Annotated in this window: 21 protein-coding genes; 7 read left to right on the top strand and 14 right to left on the bottom strand. The window is 75.2% G+C overall.

Translation table 11 applies throughout. The annotated features are described in order from the left end of the window. Positions 1-231 precede the first annotated feature (231 nt). From ACYVO2_RS01310 to ACYVO2_RS01300, 3 genes are all read left to right on the top strand, one after another. On the top strand, positions 232-1,212 hold the full coding sequence (locus ACYVO2_RS01310; RefSeq protein WP_461005762.1) for a LacI family DNA-binding transcriptional regulator: 981 nt from the start codon (positions 232-234) through the stop codon (positions 1,210-1,212). A 763-nt stretch (positions 1,213-1,975) separates the two neighbouring features. After that, the gene (locus tag ACYVO2_RS01305; protein ID WP_461005761.1) at positions 1,976-3,985 is read left to right on the top strand and encodes an FAD/NAD(P)-binding protein; all 2,010 of its coding nucleotides are present in this window, start codon (positions 1,976-1,978) and stop codon (positions 3,983-3,985) included. After that, positions 3,982-5,451 carry a nitrosuccinate lyase gene (locus tag ACYVO2_RS01300; protein ID WP_461005616.1) on the top strand — a complete coding sequence of 490 codons (1,470 nt, stop codon included), beginning with the start codon at positions 3,982-3,984 and terminating at the stop codon, positions 5,449-5,451. Before ACYVO2_RS01305 ends, ACYVO2_RS01300 begins: the two co-directional genes overlap by 4 nt. Here the strand turns inward: ACYVO2_RS01300 and ACYVO2_RS01295 are convergent. After that, entirely contained in the window at positions 5,349-6,536 is a 1,188-nt protein-coding gene (locus ACYVO2_RS01295; RefSeq protein ID WP_461005615.1) for an alkene reductase, read from the bottom strand. The genes ACYVO2_RS01300 and ACYVO2_RS01295 overlap by 103 nt on opposite strands. A 96-nt stretch (positions 6,537-6,632) precedes the next feature. Between ACYVO2_RS01295 and ACYVO2_RS01290 the strand changes: the two genes are divergently transcribed. After that, complete coding sequence (locus ACYVO2_RS01290; protein ID WP_461005614.1) at positions 6,633-7,064, top strand: MerR family transcriptional regulator; 432 nt, start codon at positions 6,633-6,635, stop codon at positions 7,062-7,064. A 52-nt stretch (positions 7,065-7,116) separates the two neighbouring features. On the opposite strand, the gene ACYVO2_RS01285 is transcribed toward ACYVO2_RS01290, so the two are convergent. Beyond that, positions 7,117-7,902: a GNAT family N-acetyltransferase gene (locus tag ACYVO2_RS01285; RefSeq protein ID WP_461005613.1), complete on the bottom strand. Its 786-nt coding sequence runs from the start codon at positions 7,900-7,902 to the stop codon at positions 7,117-7,119. A 107-nt stretch (positions 7,903-8,009) separates the two neighbouring features. Between ACYVO2_RS01285 and ACYVO2_RS01280 the strand changes: the two genes are divergently transcribed. Continuing rightward, on the top strand, positions 8,010-8,516 hold the full coding sequence (locus tag ACYVO2_RS01280) for a DinB family protein (protein ID WP_461005612.1): 507 nt from the start codon (positions 8,010-8,012) through the stop codon (positions 8,514-8,516). A 60-nt stretch (positions 8,517-8,576) separates the two neighbouring features. Here ACYVO2_RS01280 and ACYVO2_RS01275 read toward each other — a convergent pair whose 3' ends face one another. After that, positions 8,577-9,365: an SDR family NAD(P)-dependent oxidoreductase gene (locus tag ACYVO2_RS01275; RefSeq protein WP_461005611.1), complete on the bottom strand. Its 789-nt coding sequence runs from the start codon at positions 9,363-9,365 to the stop codon at positions 8,577-8,579. 116 nt (positions 9,366-9,481) lie between these two features. On the opposite strand from ACYVO2_RS01275, the gene ACYVO2_RS01270 reads away from it, so the two are divergent. Together ACYVO2_RS01270 and ACYVO2_RS01265 are read left to right on the top strand one after the other, a co-directional pair. Next, entirely contained in the window at positions 9,482-10,060 is a 579-nt protein-coding gene (locus tag ACYVO2_RS01270; RefSeq protein WP_461005760.1) for a TetR/AcrR family transcriptional regulator, read from the top strand. Between the two features lie 155 nt (positions 10,061-10,215). After that, a complete protein-coding gene (locus ACYVO2_RS01265) occupies positions 10,216-10,884 on the top strand; it encodes a class I SAM-dependent methyltransferase (RefSeq protein ID WP_461005610.1) in 669 nt (222 codons plus the stop codon). 89 nt (positions 10,885-10,973) lie between these two features. On the opposite strand, the gene ACYVO2_RS01260 is transcribed toward ACYVO2_RS01265, so the two are convergent. From ACYVO2_RS01260 to ACYVO2_RS01210, 11 genes are all read right to left on the bottom strand, one after another. Then, complete coding sequence (locus tag ACYVO2_RS01260) at positions 10,974-12,086, bottom strand: cytochrome P450 (protein ID WP_461005609.1); 1,113 nt, start codon at positions 12,084-12,086, stop codon at positions 10,974-10,976. A 369-nt stretch (positions 12,087-12,455) separates the two neighbouring features. Then, entirely contained in the window at positions 12,456-14,210 is a 1,755-nt protein-coding gene (polX, locus tag ACYVO2_RS01255) for a DNA polymerase/3'-5' exonuclease PolX (RefSeq protein WP_461005608.1), read from the bottom strand. Between the two features lie 154 nt (positions 14,211-14,364). After that, positions 14,365-15,447 carry a glycoside hydrolase family 19 protein gene (locus tag ACYVO2_RS01250; protein WP_461005607.1) on the bottom strand — a complete coding sequence of 361 codons (1,083 nt, stop codon included), beginning with the start codon at positions 15,445-15,447 and terminating at the stop codon, positions 14,365-14,367. A gap of 308 nt (positions 15,448-15,755) precedes the next feature. Then, positions 15,756-17,222, bottom strand: coding sequence for an FAD/NAD(P)-dependent oxidoreductase (locus ACYVO2_RS01245; protein WP_461005606.1), 1,467 nt, complete (start codon positions 17,220-17,222; stop codon positions 15,756-15,758). Continuing rightward, entirely contained in the window at positions 17,206-17,478 is a 273-nt protein-coding gene (locus ACYVO2_RS01240; RefSeq protein ID WP_461005759.1) for a (2Fe-2S)-binding protein, read from the bottom strand. The genes ACYVO2_RS01245 and ACYVO2_RS01240 overlap by 17 nt, the downstream gene beginning before the upstream one ends. Before the next feature lie 26 nt (positions 17,479-17,504). Further along, positions 17,505-18,683, bottom strand: a complete 1,179-nt coding sequence (locus tag ACYVO2_RS01235; protein WP_461005605.1) for an NAD(P)/FAD-dependent oxidoreductase — start codon at positions 18,681-18,683, stop codon at positions 17,505-17,507. 4 nt (positions 18,684-18,687) lie between these two features. Next, the gene (locus ACYVO2_RS01230) at positions 18,688-19,362 is read right to left on the bottom strand and encodes a GntR family transcriptional regulator (protein ID WP_461005604.1); all 675 of its coding nucleotides are present in this window, start codon (positions 19,360-19,362) and stop codon (positions 18,688-18,690) included. Next, positions 19,359-20,360 (bottom strand): proline racemase family protein, encoded by a 1,002-nt coding sequence (locus ACYVO2_RS01225; protein WP_461005603.1) that lies wholly within the window; start codon positions 20,358-20,360, stop codon positions 19,359-19,361. Before ACYVO2_RS01225 ends, ACYVO2_RS01230 begins: the two co-directional genes overlap by 4 nt. Next, positions 20,357-21,268, bottom strand: a complete 912-nt coding sequence (locus tag ACYVO2_RS01220) for a dihydrodipicolinate synthase family protein (RefSeq protein WP_461005602.1) — start codon at positions 21,266-21,268, stop codon at positions 20,357-20,359. Before ACYVO2_RS01220 ends, ACYVO2_RS01225 begins: the two co-directional genes overlap by 4 nt. Before the next feature lie 179 nt (positions 21,269-21,447). Beyond that, positions 21,448-22,221, bottom strand: a complete 774-nt coding sequence (locus ACYVO2_RS01215) for a DUF5707 domain-containing protein (protein WP_461005601.1) — start codon at positions 22,219-22,221, stop codon at positions 21,448-21,450. 91 nt (positions 22,222-22,312) lie between these two features. After that, entirely contained in the window at positions 22,313-23,752 is a 1,440-nt protein-coding gene (locus ACYVO2_RS01210; protein ID WP_461005600.1) for an RICIN domain-containing protein, read from the bottom strand. Positions 23,753-23,781 lie beyond the last annotated feature (29 nt).

Here is a 23,781-nt window from a genome sequence, read left to right as displayed (position 1 = left end):
CTCTACTGTCGCGCTCTAGTCCCGAGTACTATGTTTCCGGTCACAGGCAGTGTCAAGGGGCCCGGAGCAAACGCGGCCCGGATTCGGCGGGCCCGCGGCGGGCGCGGATCCGGCGGGCCCGGATCCGGTGACACCTGGCGGACGGAGAGCAGGTAGCGCCTCGTGCAGGACGACGACCCCCCGGGCCGGCCCGCGGGCGGCCCCCGCCCCGCCCCCGGCCGGCGCCCCACCATGGCCGACGTCGCCGCGAGGGTCGGCGTGTCCCGCGCGCTGGTCTCCCTCGTCTTCCGCAACCAGCCCGGCGCGGGCCGGGAGACCCGCGAACGGGTGCTCCGGGCCGCGGAGGAGCTCGGCTACCGCCCCGACAACGCCGCGCGGCTGCTCGCCCGCGGGCGCAGCCGCACCCTCGGCGTGATGATGAACGTCCACCAGCCCTTCCACGCGGACGTGGTGGAGGTCGTCTACCAGGAGGCGGAACGGCACGGCTACGACGTGCTGCTCTCCGCCAGCGCCCCCGGACGCGACGAGCGCAAGGCCGTGGACGCCCTGCTCGGCCACCGCTGCGAAGCCCTGATCCTGCTCGGCTCCGCCGCCGACTCCGCGCACCTGGACGACCTCGGCCGCCGCAGCGTCGTGGTCGTGGTCGGGCGGCGGGTCCCCGGGGCGCACGTGGACAGCGTGCACAGCGCCGACACCAAGGGCATACGCCAGGCCGTCGACCACCTGGTCGAACTCGGCCACCGCCGCGTCGCCCACATCGACGGCGGCACCGGCCCCGGCTCCGCCGACCGCCGCCGCGCCTACCGCGCGGCCATGCGCCGCCACGGCCTCACCGACCGGATCCACGTCATCCCCGGCGCGCACAGCGAGGAGGCGGGCATGGCGGCCGGGCAGCGGCTGCTGGACGGCGCCGAGCTGCCGACGGCGGTCCTCGCCGCGAACGACCGGTGCGCGCTGGGCCTGATGCACACCCTGGGCCGGGCGGGCGTCGACATCCCCCGCGACCTGTCCGTGGTCGGCTACGACGACAGCCACCTGTCGCACCTGTCCCACATCAACCTGACCACGGTCCGGCAGGACACCGCCCGGATCGCGCAGGCCGCCGTGAACGCGGCCATCACCCGCCTGGAGGACCCCACCACCGCCCCCGGCGAAACGGTGCTTGACCCGGCGCTGGTGATCCGGGGGACGACGGGGAAGCCACGGGACTGAGGACATCCCGGGCGGGCCGGGGCGGGGTGCTTCCGGGAGGGCGCGCCCCCGGGAACCGGCGGCCCGGGGCCGCGGGAGAGCCGTGGAACCGGGGCGGGCGCGTGGGGCGGGGGTCCGTGTCGCGGGTTCGCCGGGGCGGGGACCGGGCTGAGACGGCGGTCAGATCGGGGGCGGGGTGGCGCGGGTCTCGGATGGAGTGCCAGGCCGCCGGGGGCCGGGATTCGTCGGTATGTACAGGGCGGTTGCCCGATGGTCCGGGGTGGAGGGGCGGGGGCTTCCCGGTCGCGCGACGACAGGCGGAAAGGTGCGATCCGTAGGTATATGCCGTGTTTGACACCCCGCTCCGCGCGACACCGCGCCACCTGTAGGGGGTACACGGGGGGTTCGTCTCAGCGGGATCTCAGCGGCTTGGGCGGGCCCGTCCCGGCACCCCGCCCGGTCGGCGGGAGGCGGTGCGGGGAGGGTGCCGGAGCCGGCCGGCGGGGGTGGCCAGGCGCAGGTGGGGGCCGGGGCGGGGCGGTTCGGCGGGAGGGCGCTCCGCACGGGGGACCGTGCGCGCCACGGGGCCCGCCGCGGAGGTTTCCCGCCATCGAAGTCGCCCGCCTCGAGCCGCGAGGGCCTTCTTCCTGTCTTTTCGCTGAACCCGCCGTCGAGGACCCGTCAAGGTCCCCTTGGAACGGTCGCCTGCGCCGCGGGCCGCTCGGACGAGGGGCCGGTCCCGGCTGACCGAACGATGTCCACAAGACGGAGGACGGACGTGCGAATGAATGGGGTCAGCGGATCCGAGCCGTCGCGGCACCGTCAGGTCTGCGTGGTCGGGATGGGGCCGCGCGGGCTGTCGATCCTGGAGCGGATCTGCGCGAACGCGCGTCACGGAAGGCGGGTCACCCCCGTCACCGTGCACGTGGTGGACCCTCACCCCCCGGGAGCGGGTCAGGTGTGGCGGGTGGACCAGTCGCGTCGTCTGCTGATGAACACGGTGGCCGGTCAGGTCTCGGTGTTCACGGACGCGAGCGTCGAGATGGACGGGCCCCTGGAGCCGGGCCCGAGCCTGCACCGGTGGGCCGCAGACGCGGCGCGCGGGGGCGCGGGCCTGGACGAGGAGCTGGCCCGGGAGGCGCGCGGGCTCGGCCCGGACGACTACCCCACCCGGGCGCTGTGCGGCGCCTACTACCGGTGGGCCTTCACCCGCGTGGTGGAGCGGGCCCCGGAGGGCGTCTCCGTCGTCGTGCACCGGCGCCGGGCGACCGCGCTGCGCGACAGCGCCGGGCACGGCACCCGGCAGGTCGTCGAGCTGGACGGCGGCACCGTGCTCGACGGGCTGGACGCGGTGGTGCTCGCCCAGGGCCATCTGCCGCTGCGGCCGTCGCCCGAGGAGGCCCGGTGGTCGGCCTTCGCCGCTGAGCACGGGCTGACGTACGTGCCGCCCGCCAACCCCGCCGACCTGGACCTGTCCGCGCTGCCGCCGGGCGAGCCGGTGGTGCTGCGGGGCCTGGGCCTGAACTTCTTCGACCACATGGCGCTGCTGACCGAGGGCCGCGGCGGCCGGTACACGCGGCGCGGCGGGCGACTGGTGTACGAGCCGTCGTCCCGGGAGCCGGTGCTGTACGCCGGTTCGCGCAGCGGCGTCCCGTACCACGCGCGCGGCGAGAACGAGAAGGGCGCGTACGGGCGGCACGAGCCCGCGCTGCTCACCGCCGAGACGGCCGAAAAGCTGCGGGCCAGGGCGGCGGCCGACGGGGTGGGCCTCGACTTCGGCGAGACGCTGTGGCCGCTGATCGCCACCGAGGTGGAGATCGTGTACTACAGCCGGCTGATGGCCGCGCGGGGCCGGGCCGCGGAGGTCCACCGGTTCGGCGTGGACTACGCGGCGAGCATGCCGGAAAGCGCCGGGCGCGCCGCGCTGCTGCGGCGCCACGGCATCGGCCCGGGCGAGCGCTGGGACTGGTCCGCGGTGTCCCGCCCCTTCCGGGACCTGGAGTTCGGCGGCGCCGAGGAGTTCCGCGACTGGATGCTGGAGTACCTGCGCGGCGACGTCGCCGAGGCCCGCAGGGGCAACCTGACCAGCCCGCTGAAGTCCGCGCTCGACGTGCTGCGCGACCTGCGCAACGAGATCCGGCTGGCCATCGACCACGGCGGCGTGGCGGGCGACTCCCACGAGCGGGACGTGGACGGCTGGTACACGCCGCTGAACGCGCTGCTGTCCATCGGCCCGCCGGCCCGGCGGGTGGAGGAGATGACCGCGCTCATCGAGGCGGGCGTGCTGCACCTGATCGGCCCCGAGCTGCGGGTGACGGCCTGCGCCGAGGACGGGCGGTTCGTGGCGCACTCCCCGCGGGTGCCCGGGTCCGCGGTGCGCACCCGGGCCGTGGTGGAGGCCCGCCTGCCCGCGGTCGATCTGCGCGCCACCGCGGACCCGCTGCTGAGCGGGCTGCTCGCCGCCGGCCAGTGCCGGCCGTTCCGGATCGCCGGTGTGGACGGCGGGTACGAGACGGGGGGCCTGGACGTCACCGAGCGCCCCTACCGCGTGGTGGACGCCCAGGGCCGCCCCCACCCGCGGCGCTTCGCGGTCGGGGTGCCCACCGAGGGGGTGCACTGGGTGACGGCCGCCGGCATCCGGCCCGGCGTCGGCTCGGTGACGCTGACCGACACCGACGCGGTGGCCCGCGCGGTACTCTCCCTGGTCCGGGAGGCGGCGGTCGACGTGCCGCCGCCGGGCGCGCCGGCCCGCGCACCGCACCGGCCGGCGCTCGGAGAGGAGATGAGCGCGTGACCGCGCACGGCACCGAGCCCTTCCCCGAGGGCGCCGCCCCCGGCGCGCCGGACGGCGACATCGGACTGCTCTCCCCCGTGTGGGCGGGCACCCCGGTGGAGTCGCTGGTCGGCGACCGGGCGTGGCTGGCCGCCATGCTGGAGGCCGAGGCTGCGCTGAGCCGGGCGCAGGCCCGCCTGGGCACGGTGCCCGAGGCGGCCGCCCGGGTGATCACCGAGACCGCCGCGGACGGGCGGCTCGACCCGCTGGCCCTGGCCCGCCAGGCGCCCGAGGCGGCCAACCCGGTGGTGGGCCTGGTCAACGCGTTCACCGCCGCCGTGGCCGAGCGCGACCCGGAGGCGGCCGAGTACGTGCACCGGGGCTCCACCAGCCAGGACATCCTGGACACCGCGACGATGCTGGTCGCCCGGCGGGCCCTGGGGGCGGTCGCCGCCGACCTGGACCGCACGGCCGGGGCGCTCGCCGCCCTGGCCGCCGAGCACCGCGACACCCTGATGGCGGGCCGGACGCTGGCGCTGCACGCCGTCCCGACGACGTTCGGCCTGAAGGCGGCGGGCTGGCGGCAGTCGGTCCTGGACGCCGCCGCCCGGGTGGAGCGGGCCCGCTCGGCGCTGCCGGTCCAGCTCGGCGGCGCCGCCGGGACCCTCGCCGGGTACCTGGAGCACTCCGGGGGCGCCGACCCGGCCGCTTACACCGCGGCCCTGACCCGCGCCTTCGCCGACGAGCTGGGGCTGGCCGCCCCGCCGCTGCCCTGGCACGTGCTGCGCACCCCGGTGGTGGACGTCGCCGTCGCGGGCGCCTTCACCACCGGGGCGCTCGGCAAGATCGCGGTCGATGTGCTGGCGCTGACCCGCACCGAGGCCGGCGAGCTGCACGAGCCGGCGCCCGCGGGGCGCGGCGTGTCCTCGGCGATGCCGCAGAAGCGGAACCCGGTGCTGTCCACCGCGATCCGGTCCGCGGCGTTGCAGACCCCGCAGCTCGCGGCGACGGTGCTCGGTTGCCTGCCGAGCGAGGACGAGCGCTCCGCCGGGGCCTGGCACGCCGAGTGGCAGCCGCTGCGCGACATCCTGCGGCTGACGGGCGGCGCGGCCTGCCGCGCGGCGGAGCTGGCCGGCGGTCTCACGGTGTCCGCCGAGCGCATGCGGGCGAACGCGGGCCTCACCGGCGGGCGGATCGCCGCCGAGCGGGTGGCCGCCCGGCTCACCCCGATCGTGGGCAAGGTCGCGGCGAAGGACCTGCTCGCCGCGGCGTCCCGGCTGGCCGCCGAGGCCGGGGAGCCGCTGGGCGCCGCGCTGCGCCGCGACCCCCTGGTGCACAAGGCGCTGACCGAGGAGCAGCTCGACGAGCTGCTGGACCCGGTCGGCTACACGGGGGCGGCGGGCGCGCTGGTGGACCGGGCCCTGGCCCTGCCGGGGGCGGCGGAGGCCGCGGAAGTCGCGGAGGGCTCGTCCGGCAGGGACGGGTAGTCGCTGTACCCCTCGGGGCCGTGGGTGTAGAGGTACGCGTCCCTGACCGGGGCCAGCGGCGCCCCGGTGGCGATACGCCGGGGCAGGTCGGGGTTGGCGATGAAGGCGCGGCCGAAGGAGACCAGGTCGGCGCGGCCGGAGCGCAGCACCTCCGCGGCCTGCTCCGGGGTGGTCGGCTCGCGGTTCTCGCCCACGTTGGCGATCAGGGTGCCCGGCCACAGCGGGCGCAGGTCCGCCAGCGCCGGGTAGTGCGGGCTCCCCTCCGTCAGGTGCAGGTAGGCCAGGCCGAGCGGGGCCAGGGCCCGGAGCAGGGCGCGGTACACCGGGCCCGGGTCCGCCTCGGCCATGCCGGACTGCGGGTTGCCGGGGGACAGCCGCAGCGCGGTCCGCTCCGGGCCGACCGCGTCGGCCACCGCCCGCACCACCTGGAGGGGGAAGCGGATCCGCCCGGCGGTGGAGCCGCCGTACTCGTCGGTGCGGAGGTTGGTGTTGTCGGCGAGGAACTGGTGGATGAGGTAGCTGTTCGCGCCGTGCAGCTCCACCCCGTCGAACCCGGCGCGCACCGCGTTGCGGGCGGCGGTGGTGTAGTCGTCCACGGCGACGGCGATGTCCCGGCGCGTCATGGCCCGCGGCGGCACGGCCTCCCGCTTGCCGTCGCGGGTGTGCACCGGGTACGGCACGGGCACCGCGGACGGGCCGATGGGCTGCCCGCCGTCGATCCTGGCCAGCGGGTGGGTGGCCCGCCCGGCGTGCATGAGCTGGGCGAAGATCCGCCCGCCCGCGGCGTGCACGGCGGCGGTGACGGCCCGCCACCCGGCGACGTGCGCCTCGGTGGCCAGGCCCGGCATGCGCCACCCGCCCTGGCCGCGGTGGCTGGGCCAGATGCCCTCGGTGACGATCAGGCCGGCGCCGGCGCGCTGGGCGTAGTAGTCGGCGACGAACGGCTGCGGCACCCCGTCCTCGTCGGCGCGGAACCGGGTGACCGGCGCCATGACGACGCGGTTGGGCAGGGCGAGCACGGCGGAGGAGTAGGGGCGGAGCAGCGGCTCCGGCCGCTGCCGACTGGGCTTCGTGGGCTCGGTCATGGCGGTTACCGTAGAACCTCACATTGACGTGAAGTTCAAGTGCGGCGGCGTCCTCGCGCGGGCGCGGCCGTGCGGGCGAGCCTTCAGGAGTGCGGCATGCGCATCGGGGAACTCTCGGCCAGGACCGGCGTCAGCGAACGCTCCCTGCGCTACTACGAGGAGCAGGGCCTGCTCGCCTCCGACCGCACCCCCGGCGGCCACCGCCAGTACCCGGCGGAGGCCGTGGACCGGGTGATCTGCATCCAGGAGCTGTTCGCGGCCGGGCTGTGCAGCAGCAAGATCGCCGAGCTGCTGCCGTGCCTGCGCACCCAGGGCGGCAGGTCCACCGCCTCCCCCGACCTGGTCCGCAACCTGGAGGTGGAGCGGGCCCGCATCGACCGCACCATCAGCGACCTGGTGCGCTCCCGCGAGGTGCTGGACGAGGTGATCGAGGAGGCGCACTCGCTGGTGCGGATGGCGCGGGAGCAGCGGCGGGAGGAGCGGGAGGCGGCGGTGGGGGACGGCGGTGCGGGGAGCGGCGGGCCGTGACGCCCGCCCGCCGCGGCGCCGCCCGCGCGTCCGCCGCGGCTGCCGTCAGGTGTCAGGCCCGCGGCCGGTACACGTACGGGGTGGTGGTGCCCAGCGCCGTGAAGCCCAGGCGCAGCAGGATCGGGCGGCTGTCGTCGGAGGCGTCCACCTGGAGGAAGCGGTAGCCGCGCTCCACCGCGATCCGGGCGCGGTGGGCGACCAGCGCCCGGTAGATGCCCCGCCCCCGCCACTCCGCCGCGGTGCCGCCGCCCCACAGGCCGGCGAAGTCCGTGCCGGGGTACAGCTCCATCCGTGCCGCGCTCACCGGTTCGTCGCCCGCCATCGCCACGACCGCCACCACGTCCCGCGGGGCGTGGGTGAGCTGCGCGAGCAGTTGCCGCCCGATGCGGGAGCTGTCGGTGCCGAACGCCAGCTCATGGGCGCGGACCACCAGCTCCACGCCCTGCGGGTCGTCCACCGGGCGCAGCCGGACGCCCTCGGGCAGCTCGTACCCGGGCGCCAGCTCCGCCGCCTCCGCGACCAGCAGCGTCTCCGTCTCCTCCGGCTCGAACCCGGCCGCCGCCAGCCGCTCCCCCAGGTCCCGCGGCCGGTCGTGGCCGTACAGCTTCCACTCGAACTCCCGGCCGACGCCGGTGAAGTACCGGACCTGCTCGGCGATGGCCGCGTCCGCCCCGGCCGCGTCCAGGTCCGACCACAGGACGCCGCTCCACCCGTAGTCCCCCGCCCCGACCTGCCGCACCACGCTCCCGACCCGCTCCACCCGGGAGCCGGGGACGTCCGGGCGGGCGTCCGCCCTGAGCTGGCGGTCGAAGCGGGCCAGTACCGCGTCCGTGTTCATCGGGCCACCTCAGCACCGGGCCCGCGATCCGGCAATCGAATTCCCGGCGGGTGGTCGAGCGCCCGTGCGAGAATCCGCCGTTCCCGCCCCTGCGAAAGGAGCCCGCCATGACCGTCGAGCGCATCGACCCGCCCATGATCGCGGACGAGCGCGAGATGCTGCGCGCCTATCTCGACTACCACCGCGCCACCCTCGCGTGGAAGTGCGAGGGCCTCACCGACGAGCAGTTGCGGCGCCGCTCCATGCCGCCGTCCACGCTGACCCTGCTGGGCCTGGTGCGGCACATGGCGGAGGTGGAGCGGAACTGGTTCCGGCGGGTGATCGGCGGCGAGGACGTGCCGCTGCTGTGGTCGCCCGAGGGCGACTACCAGGCGGCGTACGACGCGAGCGGCGCCACCCGGTCGGAGGCGTTCACGGCGTGGCAGGAGGAGGTGGAGCACGCCCGGCGCATCGAGCGGGCCGCGGAGTCCCTGGACGTGGTCGCCCACAACGCGCGGTGGGGGCGGGACGTGTCGCTGCGGCTGGTGATGCTGCACATGATCCACGAGTACGCCCGGCACAACGGGCACGCGGACTTCCTCCGGGAGGGGATCGACGGAGTGGTCGGGGCCTGAGCCCGCCCGGCCGCCGTCCACCGCTCCGGCGCGCCACCGCCCCGTCACGCCGTCACGCCGTCACGCCGTCTTGACCGCGCCGCCGTCCACCAGGTGGTCGGTGCCGGTGGTGCTGGCCGCGAGGGGGGAGGCCAGGTAGGCGACGAGGCTCGCGACCTCGGCGGGGGCGACGAGGCGGCCGGTCAGCATGCCCGTGGCGGCGGGCAGGCCCGCGAGCAGCCGGTCGTGGGGGACGCCGAGGGTGCGGGCGAGGGCGGCGCCGTAGCCGTCGGGGCTCTCCAACAGGGCGGTGCGGACGGGGCCGGGCGAGACGGTGTTGACGCGCACGCCGCGGGGGCCGAACTCCTCGGCGAGGGCCTTGCCGAGGGCGGTGAGGGCGGCCTTGGCGGTGGTGTAGGTGACGGGGCCGCCGTGGGGCACCCGGGCGGTGATCGAGGAGACGTTGACGATCGCGCCGCGGGCGTCGAGGAGGCGGGGCAGCGCGGCGCGGGTGGTGCGGACCGCGGCCATCAGGTTGAGGTCGAACGCGTGCTGCCACTGCTCGTCGGTGAAGGTGAGGAAGCCGCCGGTCTGGTCCGCCCCGCCGTCGCCGCCGCCGACGTTGTTGACGAGCAGGTCGAGCGCGGCGAAGTCGCCGGGCAGCTCGGCGACGAGGCGGGCGGGGCCTTCGGGGGTGGACAGGTCCACCGGGACGGCGAGGGCGCCGGTGGCCTTCAGCTCGGGGGTGACGGTGCGGGCGGCGGCGGCCACACGCATGCCCTCCGCGACCAGGGCGGTGACGGTGGCCAGGCCGATGCCGCGGCTCGCGCCGGTGACGAGGGCGGTCTTGCCGGAGAGGTGCAGGTCCATGACGGATCCGTTCACTCGGAGAGGTGGGTCTTCGGTGATGCGGTGAGCATAGGAGTTGCAACATTGATGTTGCAACTGTCCGGCGAGCGGTGACCTGCTTGTAGCATTCCGGTGTGATGAGAGAAGGAAGCCCGCAGCGGCCCCTGCGGGCGGACGCGGAGCGGACCGTGCGGGCGATCCTGACGGCGGCCGAGCGGGTGCTCGGCGCCAACCCGGCGGCGACGATGGAGCAGGTCGCGGAGGCGGCCGGGGTGGCGCGGACGACCGTGCACCGCCGGTTCGCCACCCGGGAGGCGCTGGTGGCCGCGCTCACGGAGTGGGCGACCCGGCAGTTCCACGAGGCGGTGGTGAGCGCCGACTCCGACACCGCGCCACCGCTGGTGGTCCTGCACCGGGTGACCGCCAACGTGCTGCGGGTCAAGATCGGCTGGGGCTTCGCGATGAGCCGGACCGCGCCGGAGGACTCGCACGCGGCGCGGGTGCACGCCGATGTGCTCGAACGCTGCGAGCGCATGTTCCTGCGGGCCAGGGACGCCGGGGTGCTGCGGGCGGAGGTGGATCCGCGGTGGGCGCGGCGGGTGTACTACGCGCTGATCCACGAGGTGGCGCAGGAGCGGGCCGAGCGGGGCGACGAGGACGTGGACGCCCTGGCGACGCTCGTGGTGGACACGCTGCTGCGCGGGGTGGGGCGCTGAGGGTCCGCCCGGACACGCGCCGAGGGCTCCGGCCGCCGGAACGCCGAAGTCCGCTCGACCGGGAGTGCCCGCCCGCCGTGAGCCCCGCTCAAGAAACGGAACGGGCCCCGGCGGCCGTCTTGACTGGGCCAATCGGCATCCATTTACCTGACCGCATGAGCGAAAAATACAAATTCTTCCAGGACGCTTACGGCGAGAATTCCGACTTCGGCCGGATGCGCCCGCCGTGGGACATCGACGGACCGCAGCCGGTATTCGTCGAACTGGAACAGGCCGGAGCCATCGGCTCAGAGGTGCTCGACGCCGGATTCGGGCCCGGCGGCGTCAGCCTGTACCTCGCCTCGCGGGGATATGCGGTCACCGGTGTGGACCAGGCGCCGCAGGCCGTGGAAAAGGCGGCCGCCATGGCGGCGGAACGCGGTCTCGACGTCACGTTCGCGCTCGGCGACCTGCTCGACCTGTCCGACTACCGGGGGCGTTTCGACACGGTGGTCGAGTGCGGGGTCTTCCACGGGCTGACGGCCGACGAGCAGGCGCGGTACGCCGCTTCGCTGCACGGGGCGACCCGGCCGCGAGCGGTGGCGCACCTGTTCAACCTCAGCGAGCAGGGGCAGGCCGCCGCCATGGCCAGGTGCGCGGAGTTAGGCGCGCCGCCGCAGGCGCTGAAGGGGTTCCACCCGGTCACCCGCGAGCAACTGCGCACGGCGTTCGGCACGGGCTGGACCGAGGAGTCCATCACCGGCAGGCCCATGCGGCTGCACTTCCCCGGTGACGAGGCACCGGTGGAACTGCACGCCTGGCTGGCGACCTTCCGGCGCGTCTAGGGCGGCGGCGCACCCGATGCGGCGGCGCCGGTCCGGTGGGAGGGCCCCCGGACCGGCGCCGCGTCATGTCGTCGGCGCTACCCGAAGGTTCACCAGGTGACCGGCAGCGCCCGCAGGATCCGCATGATCGTGTTCGGGGTGATCTCCAGCTCGTCCACGGGGACGGTCATCCGCAGCCCGGGGAAGCGCTCCGCGAGCAGGCGCAGTCCCTCCTGGAGCTGGAGCCGCGCCATCGGCGCCCCGGGGCAGAAGTGGATGCCCGCGCCGAACCCCAGGTGGGGGTTGTCGGCGCGAGTGAAGTCGATCGTGTCCGGGTCGTCGAACACGGCGGGGTCGCGGTTCGCCGCGTCCATCGCCGGGATGACGACCTCGCCCGCCCTGACCAGCACGCCGCCCAGCTCCACGTCCTCCTTGACGACCCTGGGGAAGCCGCTGCCGATGTCGGTGCGGCGCACCACCCGCAGCAGTTCCTCCACGGTGGCGGGCACCTCCTCGGGGTGCTCGCCCAGGCGGCGCCACTGCTCCGGCCGCTGCGTCGTCAGGATGACGATGGACCAGCCGAGGACCGTGGTGGTGGCCTCGTGCCCGGCGACGAGCAGCAGCACGCACAGCGCCAGCATCTCCTCGTCGGTGAGCCGGTCGCGTTCGTCCCTGGCCTCGATCAGCGCGCTGACCACGTCGTCCGCGGGGGCCTCGCGCTTCATCGCGATCAGCTCGCCGATGAAGGCGATCAGGCTCCGGTAGCCCGCGGCGGCGGTCTCGGGGGCGCTGCTGCCGGACAGCGCCTGCGTGGACCACTCCACGAACTGCTCCAGGTACCGCTCCGGCACGCCCAGCATCTCGCTGATGACCAGCGCGGGCAGCGGCTGCATGAACCGGGTGACCAGGTCGACCGGGCCCTGCTCCCCCGCCATGGTCTCCCGTTCCATGGCGTCCAGCAGGCTCTGCGCGATCTCGATCACACGGGGCCGCAGGCTCTCCACGCGCCGCGCGGTGAAGGCGTGCGCGGCCAGGGACCGCAGCCGGGTGTGGTCCGGCGGGTCGAGGCCGATCAGGGAGGTGTTGACCACCGTGGCGGGCGTGAGCTTGCGGTTCTCCTGCTCCGCGGCCAGCGCGCGGCTGAAGCGGGGATCGACGAGGACCTTGCGCACCTGTGCGTGTCCGGTGGCGAGCCACGCCTCCTGCCCATGCGGTAATCGCACGCGGCTGACCGGGCACTTGGCGCGCTCCTCGGCGTATTGTGCGGGGAATTCCAGATGGCTCGGCGCGGTGAAGGGAAACGGAATCGCCGGTTCTCGTCCGTCCATGCAGTCCGCCTTCGGTCGATGGGGCAGTGGTTTTCGCGCGGCTCCCGATCGAGGTGCCGTCGAGTCTTTTATTTCAACGAGCGCTAGAGCGGTGATCGCCGACCACTGGACCGCGCCGGAAGCGGTATCCCCGCACCGGCGGGAAGTGCGCGGGGGCAGGGTGCGGAACGGGCGTGCCGCGCTTTCCCGGGCGGCATTTCCCGGGCCCCGGTCCGGCCGAATATCGAATTTGTGTGCGAGGGGTGCGCTCGTCCGGGCGCCGGGTCAGGCCGCCTGGCGGCGCCCCTGGGCCAGGAACCGCCGCAGCCTGTTGTACGGCCAGGCGTTGATCACGTCGTCCGGGGTGAGCCAGCCGCGCTGGGCGGTGCCCACGCCGAAGCGGAGGTGGGCGAGGTGGACCACGGCGTGGGCGTCGCTGTTCACGGCGAACCGCACACCGTGCCGCCTGGCCCGCAGGATGTGCTCGTCGCCGAGGTCGAGGCGGTCGGGGTGGGCGTTGACCTCCAGGGCGGTGCCGGTGCGGGCGCAGGCGGCGAACACCTCGTCCAGGTCGGCGTCCAGGCCGGGACGGCGGCCGATCAGCCGGGTGGTGGGGTGGCCGATGACGTTGACGTACGGGTTCTCGCAGGCCCGCACCAGACGGCGGGTCTGTTCCGCGCGCGGCAGGGTGAAGTGCGAGTGCACCGAGGCGACGCACAGGTCGAAGCCCTCGAGGAACTCGGCGGGCCAGTCCACGCCGCCCTCGGGGTCGATGTTCAGCTCGGTGCCGTGCAGCAGCCGCATTCCCCGTCCGCCCCCGCCGGGGCCGGTGAACGTGCCGTCCAGGCGCCGGACCAGCTCCCGCTGGGCGAGCATCCGCTCGTCGGTCATGCGCTGCATGTACAGGTTCGGGGCGTGGTCGGTGACCGCGTAGTACGCGTAGCCGCGGGCAGCGGCGGCCGCGGCCATCTCCTCCAGCGGGGCGAGGCCGTCGGTGAGGTCGGTGTGGGTGTGCAGGTCGCCGCGGATGTCGGCCTCGGTGACCAGGCGGGGCAGCCCGCCGCGCAGCCCGGCCTCGACCTCGCCGCGGTCCTCGCGCAGCGTCGGCGGGATCCACGGCAGGCCCAGGCGGGCGTAGACGTCCTCCTCGGTCTCGGAGACGATCCGCTCCCCCGTCCCGGCGTCGAACAGCCCGTACTCGGACAGCTTCAGGCCCTGGCGCACGGCCAGCTCGCGGGTGCGGATGTTGTGCGCCTTGGAGCCGGTGAAGTACTGGAGCCCGGCCCCCCAGGAGTCCGGCGGCAGCACCCGCAGGTCGGCGGCCAGGCCCTTGGTGGTGCGGATGGAGGTCTTGGTCTCGCCGCGGGCGACGACCTCCGCGGTGTACGGCAGACCGGTGAAGGCCCGCATCACCGGCTCGGACTCCTCGGCGGCGACGAGGATGTCGATGTCGCCGATGGTCTCGCGCACCCGGCGCAGCGAGCCGGCGTAGGCGCAGCGGGAGCAGCCGGCGAGGCGGGACAGCTCGGCGACGACGTCCTCGGCGAGGTCGGTGGCGACGTCGAGCAGCACCCGGTCGCCCGCGGCCTGCATCAGCTCCACGCCGTGCAGGATCCGCTCCTCGGTCCTCGGGCCGAAGCCCTTCAGGTCGCGCAGCCGCTCGGCGTGGATGGCGTCCACCAGTTCCTCCACGGAGGAGATGCGCAGCTCCTGGTAGAGGACCATGGCCTTCTTCGGGCCGAGGGTGGGGATGGCGGTGAGCTGCCGCACGCCCGCGGGGATGCGCGCCCGCAGCTCCTCCACGGCGGAGACGCCGCCGGTGCGGAAGTACTCCGCGATCTTCTCGGCTATGGACCGGCCCACGTTGGGGATCTCGGTGAGGCCCTGGAGGTCGAGCTCCGCGACCTCGGCGTGGTGGCCGCCGACGGCCCGCGCGGCCTTCTCGTAGGCGCGCGCCTTGAACGCGTCGCCTCCGGTGATCGAGATCAGGTCGGCGTACTCCTGGAGCAGCGCGGCGACCTCGTCGTTGGAACGGGCCACGAGATCCAGGGTGGCACGCTCCGGCGGGTCCGGCGACTCGCGGGAGAGGCGGCTCGGCGCGACCGGGGGGACGGCAGGGGGCGGGCGGGGTGTGCGCGGGCGCACCGGCCGGAACGGGCCTCGGCCGGTGCGCCCGGGTCGGGGGGCGGGCCGCTCAGCAGGTGAGGTTGCCGCCCGGGGTCACCCCGAGGAGCTGGGTGAACCGCTGGTAGGCGCTGACCCGGCTCTGCACCTGGGCCGGGTTGCGGCCGTCGCACTCCATGGCGCCGTTGATGCTGCGGATCGTCTCACCGAAGCCGCGGCCGTTGACCATGGCGTCGTGCGGGGTCATGGTGCCGGGGCCGGTCTGGGTGTTCCAGTACCACAGGGCGGTCTTCCAGGAGACGGCCGCGTCGTTCTGGACCAGCCACGGGTTGTTCAGCAGATCGATGCCCAGGGCGTCGCCCGCGGCCTTGTAGTTGAAGTTCCAACTGAGCTGGATGGGGCCGCGGCCGTAGTAGGCGGCCTGCCCGGCGGGGCAGCCGTAGGGCCGGCCGGAGTCGCAGTAGTGCGGGTAGTTGGCGGTGTTCTGCTCCACGACGTGGACCAGCCCGCCGGTCTCGTGGTTGACGTTGGCCAGGAAGGCGGCGGCCTCCTGCTTCCTGACCGTGTCGCTGCCGGTGCCCGCGAAGCCGGGGTAGGCGCCGAGCGCGGCGACCAGGCCCTGGTACGTGTAGAAGGGGTTCCGGTTCGGGAACATCTGCCGGAACTGCGCCTCGGAGACGGGGAAGGCGCCCGGGCCGGGCGGGGGCGTGGTGCCGCCGTCGCAGGCGTAGGGCTCCCAGTACCAGGTGCTGATCACGGGGTCGTAGCCCGGGTTGTCGTGCTCGGCGAGGTACAGCCTGCCGTCGGTGTACCGGACGACGCTGCCCGCGGCGTACCACTTCCCGGCCACCCAGTTCGGGTGGTCGCAGGACGGGGCGGGGCCGGGGCTGGAGGTGCCGCAGGCGCCCTGGTCCTTCCAGACGGCGGCGGCGCCGGGGGTCTCGTTCTGGGTCCACCACTGGGCGGACCAGTTGCGGCCGCCGTGGGAGACGACCGTGCCGCCGGTGTAGGCCGTGGCGGGGTTCCAGGAGGCGGCGCAGGCGGCGGCCGCCGCCTGAGACATGGGCATGACAATAAGCAGCGCGCATCCGAGCGCGAACGCGGCGAGGAACGCCGTCAGGCGCCGTGCCGCGGTGTGCGGGAGACGAGTCACCAAGGGCTCCTTGGAGGCATGGGGGGCCGCGCGAGAAGGGCTGCCCTTCCGCGGGCGGGTGAACTCCGGATCCACTGAAGCGGATTGGTCTGTACCGCGTCAAGGTATAGACCAATGCGTGTCGGGGGCGGTGGAGGTGAGGGGCGGTCGGGGACCGCGGACGGGACGGGCGCGGGCGCCGGGCGGGCACGGCGGCCGGGGACGGCGCGCGCCGGGCGGACGGGGGGCGGCGGGCAGGCGGGGGCGGCGGGCATGCGGCTTCCGGGCGGGGCGGGGCGCGGCGGGTGGGCGGGCGCGGTGGGTCCGCCTCAGCCGTCGGCGTCCCCCTCGTCGTCGTCCCCGTCCAGCGCCGCCAGGTCCGACAGGGTGACCGGGGCGGCGAACGGGCGGGCCGACAGGGCGCGCAGGTCCTCCGCCGAGGGCGCGCGCCCGCTCAGGGACGCGGTGAGGCACGCCGTGGCGAACCCGCAGATCCGCCCCTGGCACCAGCCCATGCCGGGGCGGGCCAGCAGCTTCATGGTGCGCGGGTCGTCCGCGCCGAGCAGGTCGTGGGCGTCGCGCAGCTCGCCGTGGGTGACCTCCTCGCAGCGGCACACCACCGTGTCCGGGCGCAGCCACCGCGTCCACCCCGCGGGCACCGGGTGGGCCCCGTGCACGGCGGCGGCGAACGCCCGGCCCCGCCGCACCGCCGCCCGCAGTTGCCGCACCCGCGCCGCCCGCACCGGCAGCCCCCGGTCCCCGGCCGCCGCCAGCGCGGCCAGCTTCCCCTCCGCCACGGCGAGCTCCGCCCCGCCGACCCCGGTGGCCTCCCCCGCCACGTACACCCCGGGCACCGAGGCCCGCTGCATCCCGTCCACCGCGACCACCGGCGAGCCGTCCGCGTCCACCCGGGTGGCGGCGCCCGTCATCAACGGCAGCTCGAGCGACGGGGTGAACCCCCAGCCCAGCGCCACCAGGTCGGCCGCCACCTCGGCGGAGGCCCCGGTGGGGCGGCCGTGCCGGTCGAGGGCACCGATCCGCACCGCCCGCACCCGGTCCTCGCCCAGCACCTCGGTGACGGCGGTCCTGGTCCGGTACGGAACCCGGTGCCGGGCCAGCGCCGCCGCGTACCCCGCGGCCTCGGCCGCCTTCCCGGGCAGGCGCGCCACCGCGGGCAGCCGGCGCAGCCAGCCCCGCACCGCGTTGGCCTCGCACACCGCGACCACCCGCGCGCCGGCGGCGGCCAGCCCCGCGGCCACGGGCAGCAGGAACGGGCCGGTGCCCGCGACGACCACGCGCCGGCCCGCCACGGTGCGGTGGCCCTTGAGCAGCGCCTGGGCCCCGCCGGCCGTCATCACCCCGGGCAGCTCCCAGTTGGGCACGGGCAACTGCCGGTCGTGGGCGCCGGGGCAGAGGACCAGGGCGCGGGCCGCCACCCGGTCCTGGGCCTGCACGGGGGCGCCGTCGTGGGGGGCGTTCAGCCGCAGGGTGAACGGCGCCCGCTCGCCGTCCGCCGCGCGGGGCGGGGTGAGCAGCCACACCTGGTGCCCCGGCAGGTAGTGGACGCGGCCCAGGGCGCGCTGCCGGTGCAGGCGGTCGCGCAGCAGGGCGAACGCGGCGGGCACGGCGTCCGGCCGGCCGGGGCCGGTCTCGTCGTAGTGCCGCCAGTACTGGCCGCCGGGCTGCGCGGCGGCGTCCACCAGCACCACGTCGAGCCCGGCCTCGGCCGCGGTGACGGCGGCGGCCAGGCCCGCGGGCCCGGCGCCCACCACGGCGGCGTCATGGACGTGCCGCATCGCTGTCCTCCGGGGCGTCGTCCGGGCCGGTGGTGGTCAGCCGCATGCCGTCGCGCGCGGGCACCAGGCAGGCGCGCTGGCCGGGGCGGCCGTCCACGGTGATCAGGCAGTCGAAGCACACGCCGATGCCGCAGAACAGGCCGCGCGGGCGGCCCAGGCGGCGGGTGGTGCGCCAGGAGGTGATCCCGGCCGCGGCGAGCGCGGCGCCCACGCTCTGCCCCGGCTCGGCCCGGACCTCGGCGCCGTCCAGCGTCATGCGGTACGCGCCGTCGCGCGGGCCGGTCACCGGGCAGCCTCCGCCCCGGCGAACCGCTGCGGGGCGAACGGCGCCAGATCGACCTCCGGGCGGGCCCCCGTCAGGGCCCGCGCCAGCAACTGCCCGGTGCCCGCCGCCAGGCCCACCCCGGCGCCCTCGTGGCCGCAGGCGTGCCACAGCCCGGGCGCCCGCGGGTCGGGGCCGATGACGGGCAGGTGGTCGGGGCAGTACGGCCGGAACCCGGCGTAGGCGCGCATCACCCGCACCCGGGCCAGCGCGGGGAACAGGCCCACCGCCTCCCTGGCCAGGGCGGCGACCGCGGCCGGGGACAGGCGGCGGTCGAAGCCGACCCGCTCCCGGGACGACCCGATGAGCACGGTGCCGCTCGCCGTTCCCTCCACCACGGGCGAGGTCACCAGATCGGCGCCGGAGCCGGCGACGGCGTCCACGTACTCGGCGGCGTACACCTTGTGCCGCACGGTCCCGCGCGGCAGCGGCTCGGTGACCAGCACGAACCCGCGGCGGGGCTGCACCGGCAGGCTCACCCCGGCCAGCGCCGCCACCTGCCCGGCCCAGGTCCCGGCCGCGTTGAGCACCGCGGGCGCGGCGACGGCGCCGCCGGGGGTGCGCACGCCGGTCACCCGGTCCCCGTCCCGCAGCAGGCCGGTGACCGGGGTGCGGGTGCGCACCGCCGCGCCCAGCTCGCGGGCGAGCCGCAGCAGGTGGGCGGTGGCGAGCATCGGCTGCACCTGCGCGTCCTGCGGGTACAGCACGCCGCCGCGCAGGCGCGGGGACAGCAGCGGCTCCACCTCGCGCAGTCGGCCGCGGGGGACCTCCCGCACCCGCACCCCGCGCTCCTCCTGCCGCCCGGCCAGCGCCCCCAGCGCGGCGAGCCCCGCCCCGGTGGCGGCGACGACCAGGCCGCCCTTGGGCTCGTACTCCCACAGCCCCGCGTGGCGGGCGAGCTCCTCCCGCCACACCCGCAGCGAGTGCAGGGCCAGCTCCAGCTCGGGGCCCGGCTCCTTGTCGGAGACCAGCAGGTTGCCCTCCCCCGCGCCCGAGGTGCCGCCCGCGACGGTGCCCCGCTCGACCACCACCACCCGCAGCCCCGCCAGCGCCGCGAAGTACGCGCAGGCCGCGCCGACCACGCCGGCGCCGACGACCACCAGGTCGGCGCCGTCCGGGCGGGCCGGGGGGCCGGGCACCGGGCTACCCCCCGCCGTGCGCCGCCCACAGGCCGCGCACATGCCCTATGTGACGCCGCGTCATCTCCTCGGCGCCCTCGGCGTCCCGGTCCCGCACCAGGTCGAGCAGCAGGTGGTGCTCGGCCGCGGACTCCCGCAGCCGCCCGCTCGCCACCAGCGGGGCGAGCCCCGGCAGCCGGGTCTGGGCGCGCAGCCGGGAGACCACGTCCACCAGGCGCCGGTTGCCCGCGTAGCCGAGCAGGGTGAGGTGGAACACCCGGTCCGCCTCCACGTACCCGATCAGGTCGCCGTCCTCCGCCGCCGCCACGATGTCCTGCGCCAGCTCCCGCAGCCGCGGCAGGTCGGCGTCGGGCACCAGCGGCACCGCGGCGCGCACCGTCGGCGGCTCCAGCAGCAGCCGCACCGCCGCCAGCTCGTCCAGGTCCCGCTCGGAGACCTCCGTGACCCGGAACCCCTTGTTCGGCAGGGAGACCACCAGGCCCTCCCCGACCAGGTCGAGCATGGCCTCGCGCACCGGGGTCGGCGAGACGTCGAACCGGGCGCCGAGCACCGGCGCCGAGTACACCACGCCGGGCTCCAGCTCCCCGGAGACGATGCCCGCGCGCAGGGCGTTCCTGACCTTGTCGCGCAGGTTCTGCCGCCGCGCCAGGGGCCGCACGCTGCCCGCCTCCCCGCTCACAGCAGGAATCCCGCGGGGAACGGGTCCGCCGGGTCCAGGTGGAACTGCGCCGTCCCCGTCACCCAGGCCCGCCCGGTGACCGCGGGCACCACGGCGGGCAGCCCCGCCACGGTGGCCGTCCGAAGGATCCGGCCGGTGAACGACGTGCCGATGAACGACTCGTTGACGAAGTCCTCGCCGACGGCGAGTTCGCCGCGGGCGTGCAACTGCGCCATGCGGGCGCTGGTGCCGGTGCCGCACGGCGAACGGTCGAACCAGCCGGGGTGGATGGCCATGGCGTGCCGGGAGTGCCGCGCGGTGGAGCCGGGCGCGGCCAGGTACACGTGGTGGCAGCCGGAGATGTCGGGGCGGTCCGGGTGCACGGGCCGCTGCCGCTCGTTGACCGCCGCCATGACGCGCAGCCCGGCGGTCAGCAGCTCGTCCTTGGCCGCTCGGTCGAACGGCAGCCCCAGCTCGGCCAGTTCCACGATCGCGTAGAAGTTGCCGCCGAACGCCAGGTCGTAGCGCACCTCGCCGAGCCCCTCGACCGTCACCACCCGGTCCAGGCCGACCACGAACGACTCCACGTTGCGGATGGTCACCGCCTCGGCCGCCCCGTCCCGCACCGCGACCTCGGCGGTGACCAGGCCCGCCGGGGTGTCCAGGCGCACCGTCGTCACCGGCTCGGTGACCGGCACCATCCCGGTCTCCACCAGCACCGTCGCCACCCCGATGGTGCCGTGCCCGCACATCGGCAGCACCCCGGAGACCTCGATGAACAGCACTCCCGCGTCGGCGTCCGGCCGGGTCGGCGGCTGGAGTATCGCGCCGCTCATGGCGGCGTGGCCGCGCGGCTCGTACATCAGCCAGGTCCGCAGCTCGTCGCAGTGCTCCATGAACCACCGCCGCCGCTCGGCCATGGACGCCCCCGGCAGCGTGCCCACCCCGCCGACCACCACCCGGGTCGGCATGCCCTCGGTGTGCGACTCCACCGTGTGCAGCACCCGGCGCGACCTCACCGGTACCCCTTGGCGAGCAGCGCCTCGGTGTCCCGGGTGACCCGCGCGGCGTCCTCCGGGGCGAGCGGGGACCGCGGCGGGCGGCACGGCCCGCCGTGGCGGCCCGCCAGGTCCATCGTCAGCTTGATCGCCTGCACGAACTCCGTCCTGGAGTCCCACCGCAGCAGCGGGTGCAGCTCGCGGTACAGCGGCAGCGCCCGCCGCAGGTCCTCCGCGTCCCCGGACGTCACCAGGCGGTACAGCTCGACGGTGGTGGCGGGCAGCGCGTTCGGGTAGCCGGCGATCCACCCGACGGCGCCCGCGAGCCCCAGTTCGAGCAGCACGTCGTCGGCGCCCACGAGCAGGTCGAGCCCCGGCGCGGCCTCCGCGATCTCGTACGCCCTGCGCACGTCCCCGCTGAACTCCTTCACCGCGGCGATCAGCCCCTCGCCGTGCAGCTCGGCCAGCAGGTCGGGCGTCAGGTCCACCCGGGTGTCGTGGGGGTTGTTGTACGCGACGACGGGCAGCCCGGCCCTGGCCACCTCCCGGAAGTGCGCCACCACCGTCCCCCGGTCGGCCCGGTACGCGTTGGGCGGCAGCAGCAGCACCGCCCGCGCCCCCGCCTCCGCGGCCTGCTCGGCCCACCGGCGGCTCTGCGCGGCCCCGTACGCGGACACCCCCGGCATCACCCCGAACCCGTCCGGCGCCGCCTCCACCGCGGTGCGCACGACCAGCGCCCGCTCCTCGTCGGTGAGCGACTGGTACTCCCCCAGCGACCCGTTCGGGCACACCCCGTCGCACCCGGCCGCCGCGAGGAACCGCACGTGCTCGGCGTACCGCTCGTGGTCGACGGAGAGGTCACCACCAAGCGGCAGCGCGGTGGCGACGTACACCCCGCGCCAGGGCCGGGCGGAGTCGGGAGCGGCCATGGGGTCCTCCTCGGCGGGGGAGGGGGCGGGTGGCGGTGGAACCAGGAGGAACACAAGTGCGTACGCCATACGGCCGTATGGACGCAGGGTCACCGTAGCAGTGCAATGTCACATGGCATAGAGCCCGCGAGGGCGCCGCGCGGAGTGCTCCGCGCGGCGCCCCGGGGCCCGGCGAGGTGTCAGCCGATCGCCACGTGGTCGTTCGGCGAGTCCACCGCGGCCGACACCGAGATCCCCGCGTACGACCAGCGCCAGTAGCCCGAGGCGTTCGCCGTGGTCGTGGTCCTCAGGTTGCCCTGGCTGTCGGTGTACACCGTCTTGACCGTGGTGTACGTGCTCGTGCCCGCCTTGCGGAACTGGAGCTTCACCGGCTGCTTGCCGTAGCCGCGCCACGTGAAGTCGGCCCAGTCCGCCCGGGTCAGCCTGCCGGTGGCGGTGAGGGTGCCGCCCTTCTTCACCGGCTCGGGGGAGGCGTTGACGGTCAGCGCGGTCTGGCGCTTGAAGGCGAAGGTGGCGGCCTTGGACTTGTACAGGGTGCCGCCGTCCTTGCCGTTGACCAGCACCGCGGCGTACCAGGTGCCGGCGGCGGAGTTGTCGCCCAGGTCCGCCCGCACGTCCACCGGCTCGCTGTAGGTGCAGGTGGACGTGGTGCCGGAGGCGGTGCAGCTCATCGCCGTGCCGCCGGTGGAGACGTCGGAGCGGGTGGGGGCGGAGTCGTACTGGGTCTCCAGCACCTTCGGCCACGGCAGGACCTTGACGCCCTTGACGCCGGAGTCGTCACCGGCCGTGACCTTCACGGTCCAGGTCTTGGTGCCGCTGGTGCCGAAGACCAGGGTGCTGGCCGACGCCTTGCTGACGGTGGGCGCGATCGCGGTGTCCGCGACGGCGGAGGGGGCGAGGAGGCCGCCGATGGCGAGAGCGCCCACGAAGGCGAAGGCGAGACGTATGCGCATGTCTTTCCGCATTTCACTCAACCCTCCGGAGAGGGTCCTAATGGAGGAGGTGAATGATACGTGGATCATTCACCCCCTCCACCGGGGGCGGTCAGACCGCCCGGCGCAGCCACTGTTGGTTGGTGCCCGACCCGCAGGTGTACTGGATCAGGCGCGTCCCGTCGGTCGTGGCGGCGCTGGTGACGTCCAGGCACTTGCCGCTGTGCCGGGCCACCAGCCGGTAGTGGCCGCTCCCCATGTCCTGGAACTGCCACTGCTGGTTGGTGCCGGAGCCGCAGGCGTACTGGAGGACGTTCGCGTTGTCGGCGGTGGAGCCGCTGCTGACGTCCAGGCACTTGCCGCTGTGCTGGGCGATGACGCGGTGGTAGCCGCCGCCCGCGTCTTGGAGGCGCCACTGCTGGTTGAGGTCGCCGTCGCAGGAGAACTGCACGACGGCGGCGCTGTTGGCGGCGGAGTTGTCCGAGACGTCGGCGCACTTGCCGCTGTGCCGGGCGGCCAGCGTGTAGTGGGGACCGCCGCCGACGCCGGTGACGGTGCCGGCCGCGGTGTCGATGGAGGTCTGCGGGTACCAGGGCAGGACCATGGTGCGCGCGGTCGGGAAGGACAGCGGCAGCCACACGTACTGGGAGCCCTGGACGTTGCTGCCCATGGAGTTGCCCCACCGGTCGCCGAGGTAGAGGTAGGAGGTGCCGGAGGTGCCCTGCACGGGCAGGACGTAGGCGGTCTGGGAGCGGTAGGTGGTGGCGTCGCCGACGTCGGCCATGGCGGACCACGGCCCGGCCACGCTGGTGGCGGTGGCGTACTGCTGCTGATTGGGGTTCCAGCCGGTGGCGCCGGAGGTCAGCATGAAGTAGACGCCGTCGCGCTTGAACAGGGCCGGCGCCTCGCGGTGGCCGCTGGGCCAGGGGTTGGCGACGAGCGCCTCGGCCTTCAGGTAGTCGGCGCTGAGCCGGTAGATGTGCAGGTCGTAGTTCTCCCTGGCGGCGGAGACCATGTAGCCGGTGCCGTCGTCGTCGCGGAAGACGGTGATGTCGCGGGACATGTGGCCCAGCGGCCGGAAGCTGCCCCGCCAGGTGTAGTCGCCGTCCACGGTGGAGGAGGTGGCGACGGCGGCGCGGGCCTCGCTGTAGTCGCTGCCGTTCTCCTTGTGCATCCACATCACGTACTGGCCGGTGGCCGAGTTGTACATGACCTTGGGCCGCTCGATGTTGGCCTTGGCGAGCTCGGAGTGGGTGGCCTGGGTGAGCACGTGGCGCCGGAACTCCCACGTCTTCAGGTCGGTGGAGCGGTAGGCGGAGACGTAGCGGAAGGTGTTGTCGGCGTTGCGGTTCTCGCCGAACCAGTAGTAGTACGCGCCGACCTTGATCACGCCGCCGCCGTGGGCGTGCACCACGGCGCCGGTCGTGTCGGTGAACTGGGTTCCGCTGGTGACGGTGACGGGCGCGGCGTGCGCCGGGCTCGCGGCGGCGATCAGCGGCGCGAGGAGCCCGGCGAGGGCCGCGAGGAGGAACAGACGGGCACGGCGGATCATCTTCGGTCCCTTCCGGTGGGTCCGTGCGG

The sequence above is a fragment of the Streptomyces capparidis genome (assembly GCF_054782095.1).
Note: the sequence above shows the minus strand (reverse complement) of the source record. Positions and strands in the feature narration are given on the sequence as shown.

Excerpts from the sequence above, each read along its gene's own strand:
- ACYVO2_RS01310 (WP_461005762.1), top strand. The coding sequence starts at position 232 with ATGGCCGACGTCGCCGCGAGGGTCGGCGTGTCCCGCGCGCTGGTCTCC.
- ACYVO2_RS01305 (WP_461005761.1), top strand. The coding sequence starts at position 1,976 with ATGAATGGGGTCAGCGGATCCGAGCCGTCGCGGCACCGTCAGGTCTGC.
- ACYVO2_RS01295 (WP_461005615.1), bottom strand. The coding sequence starts at position 6,536 with ATGACCGAGCCCACGAAGCCCAGTCGGCAGCGGCCGGAGCCGCTGCTC.
- ACYVO2_RS01290 (WP_461005614.1), top strand. The coding sequence starts at position 6,633 with ATGCGCATCGGGGAACTCTCGGCCAGGACCGGCGTCAGCGAACGCTCC.
- ACYVO2_RS01285 (WP_461005613.1), bottom strand. The coding sequence starts at position 7,902 with ATGAACACGGACGCGGTACTGGCCCGCTTCGACCGCCAGCTCAGGGCG.
- ACYVO2_RS01280 (WP_461005612.1), top strand. The coding sequence starts at position 8,010 with ATGACCGTCGAGCGCATCGACCCGCCCATGATCGCGGACGAGCGCGAG.
- ACYVO2_RS01275 (WP_461005611.1), bottom strand. The coding sequence starts at position 9,365 with ATGGACCTGCACCTCTCCGGCAAGACCGCCCTCGTCACCGGCGCGAGC.
- ACYVO2_RS01270 (WP_461005760.1), top strand. The coding sequence starts at position 9,482 with ATGAGAGAAGGAAGCCCGCAGCGGCCCCTGCGGGCGGACGCGGAGCGG.
- ACYVO2_RS01265 (WP_461005610.1), top strand. The coding sequence starts at position 10,216 with ATGAGCGAAAAATACAAATTCTTCCAGGACGCTTACGGCGAGAATTCC.
- ACYVO2_RS01245 (WP_461005606.1), bottom strand. The coding sequence starts at position 17,222 with ATGCGGCACGTCCATGACGCCGCCGTGGTGGGCGCCGGGCCCGCGGGC.
- ACYVO2_RS01240 (WP_461005759.1), bottom strand. The coding sequence starts at position 17,478 with ATGACGCTGGACGGCGCCGAGGTCCGGGCCGAGCCGGGGCAGAGCGTG.
- ACYVO2_RS01220 (WP_461005602.1), bottom strand. The coding sequence starts at position 21,268 with ATGGCCGCTCCCGACTCCGCCCGGCCCTGGCGCGGGGTGTACGTCGCC.
- ACYVO2_RS01215 (WP_461005601.1), bottom strand. The coding sequence starts at position 22,221 with ATGCGCATACGTCTCGCCTTCGCCTTCGTGGGCGCTCTCGCCATCGGC.
- ACYVO2_RS01210 (WP_461005600.1), bottom strand. The coding sequence starts at position 23,752 with ATGATCCGCCGTGCCCGTCTGTTCCTCCTCGCGGCCCTCGCCGGGCTC.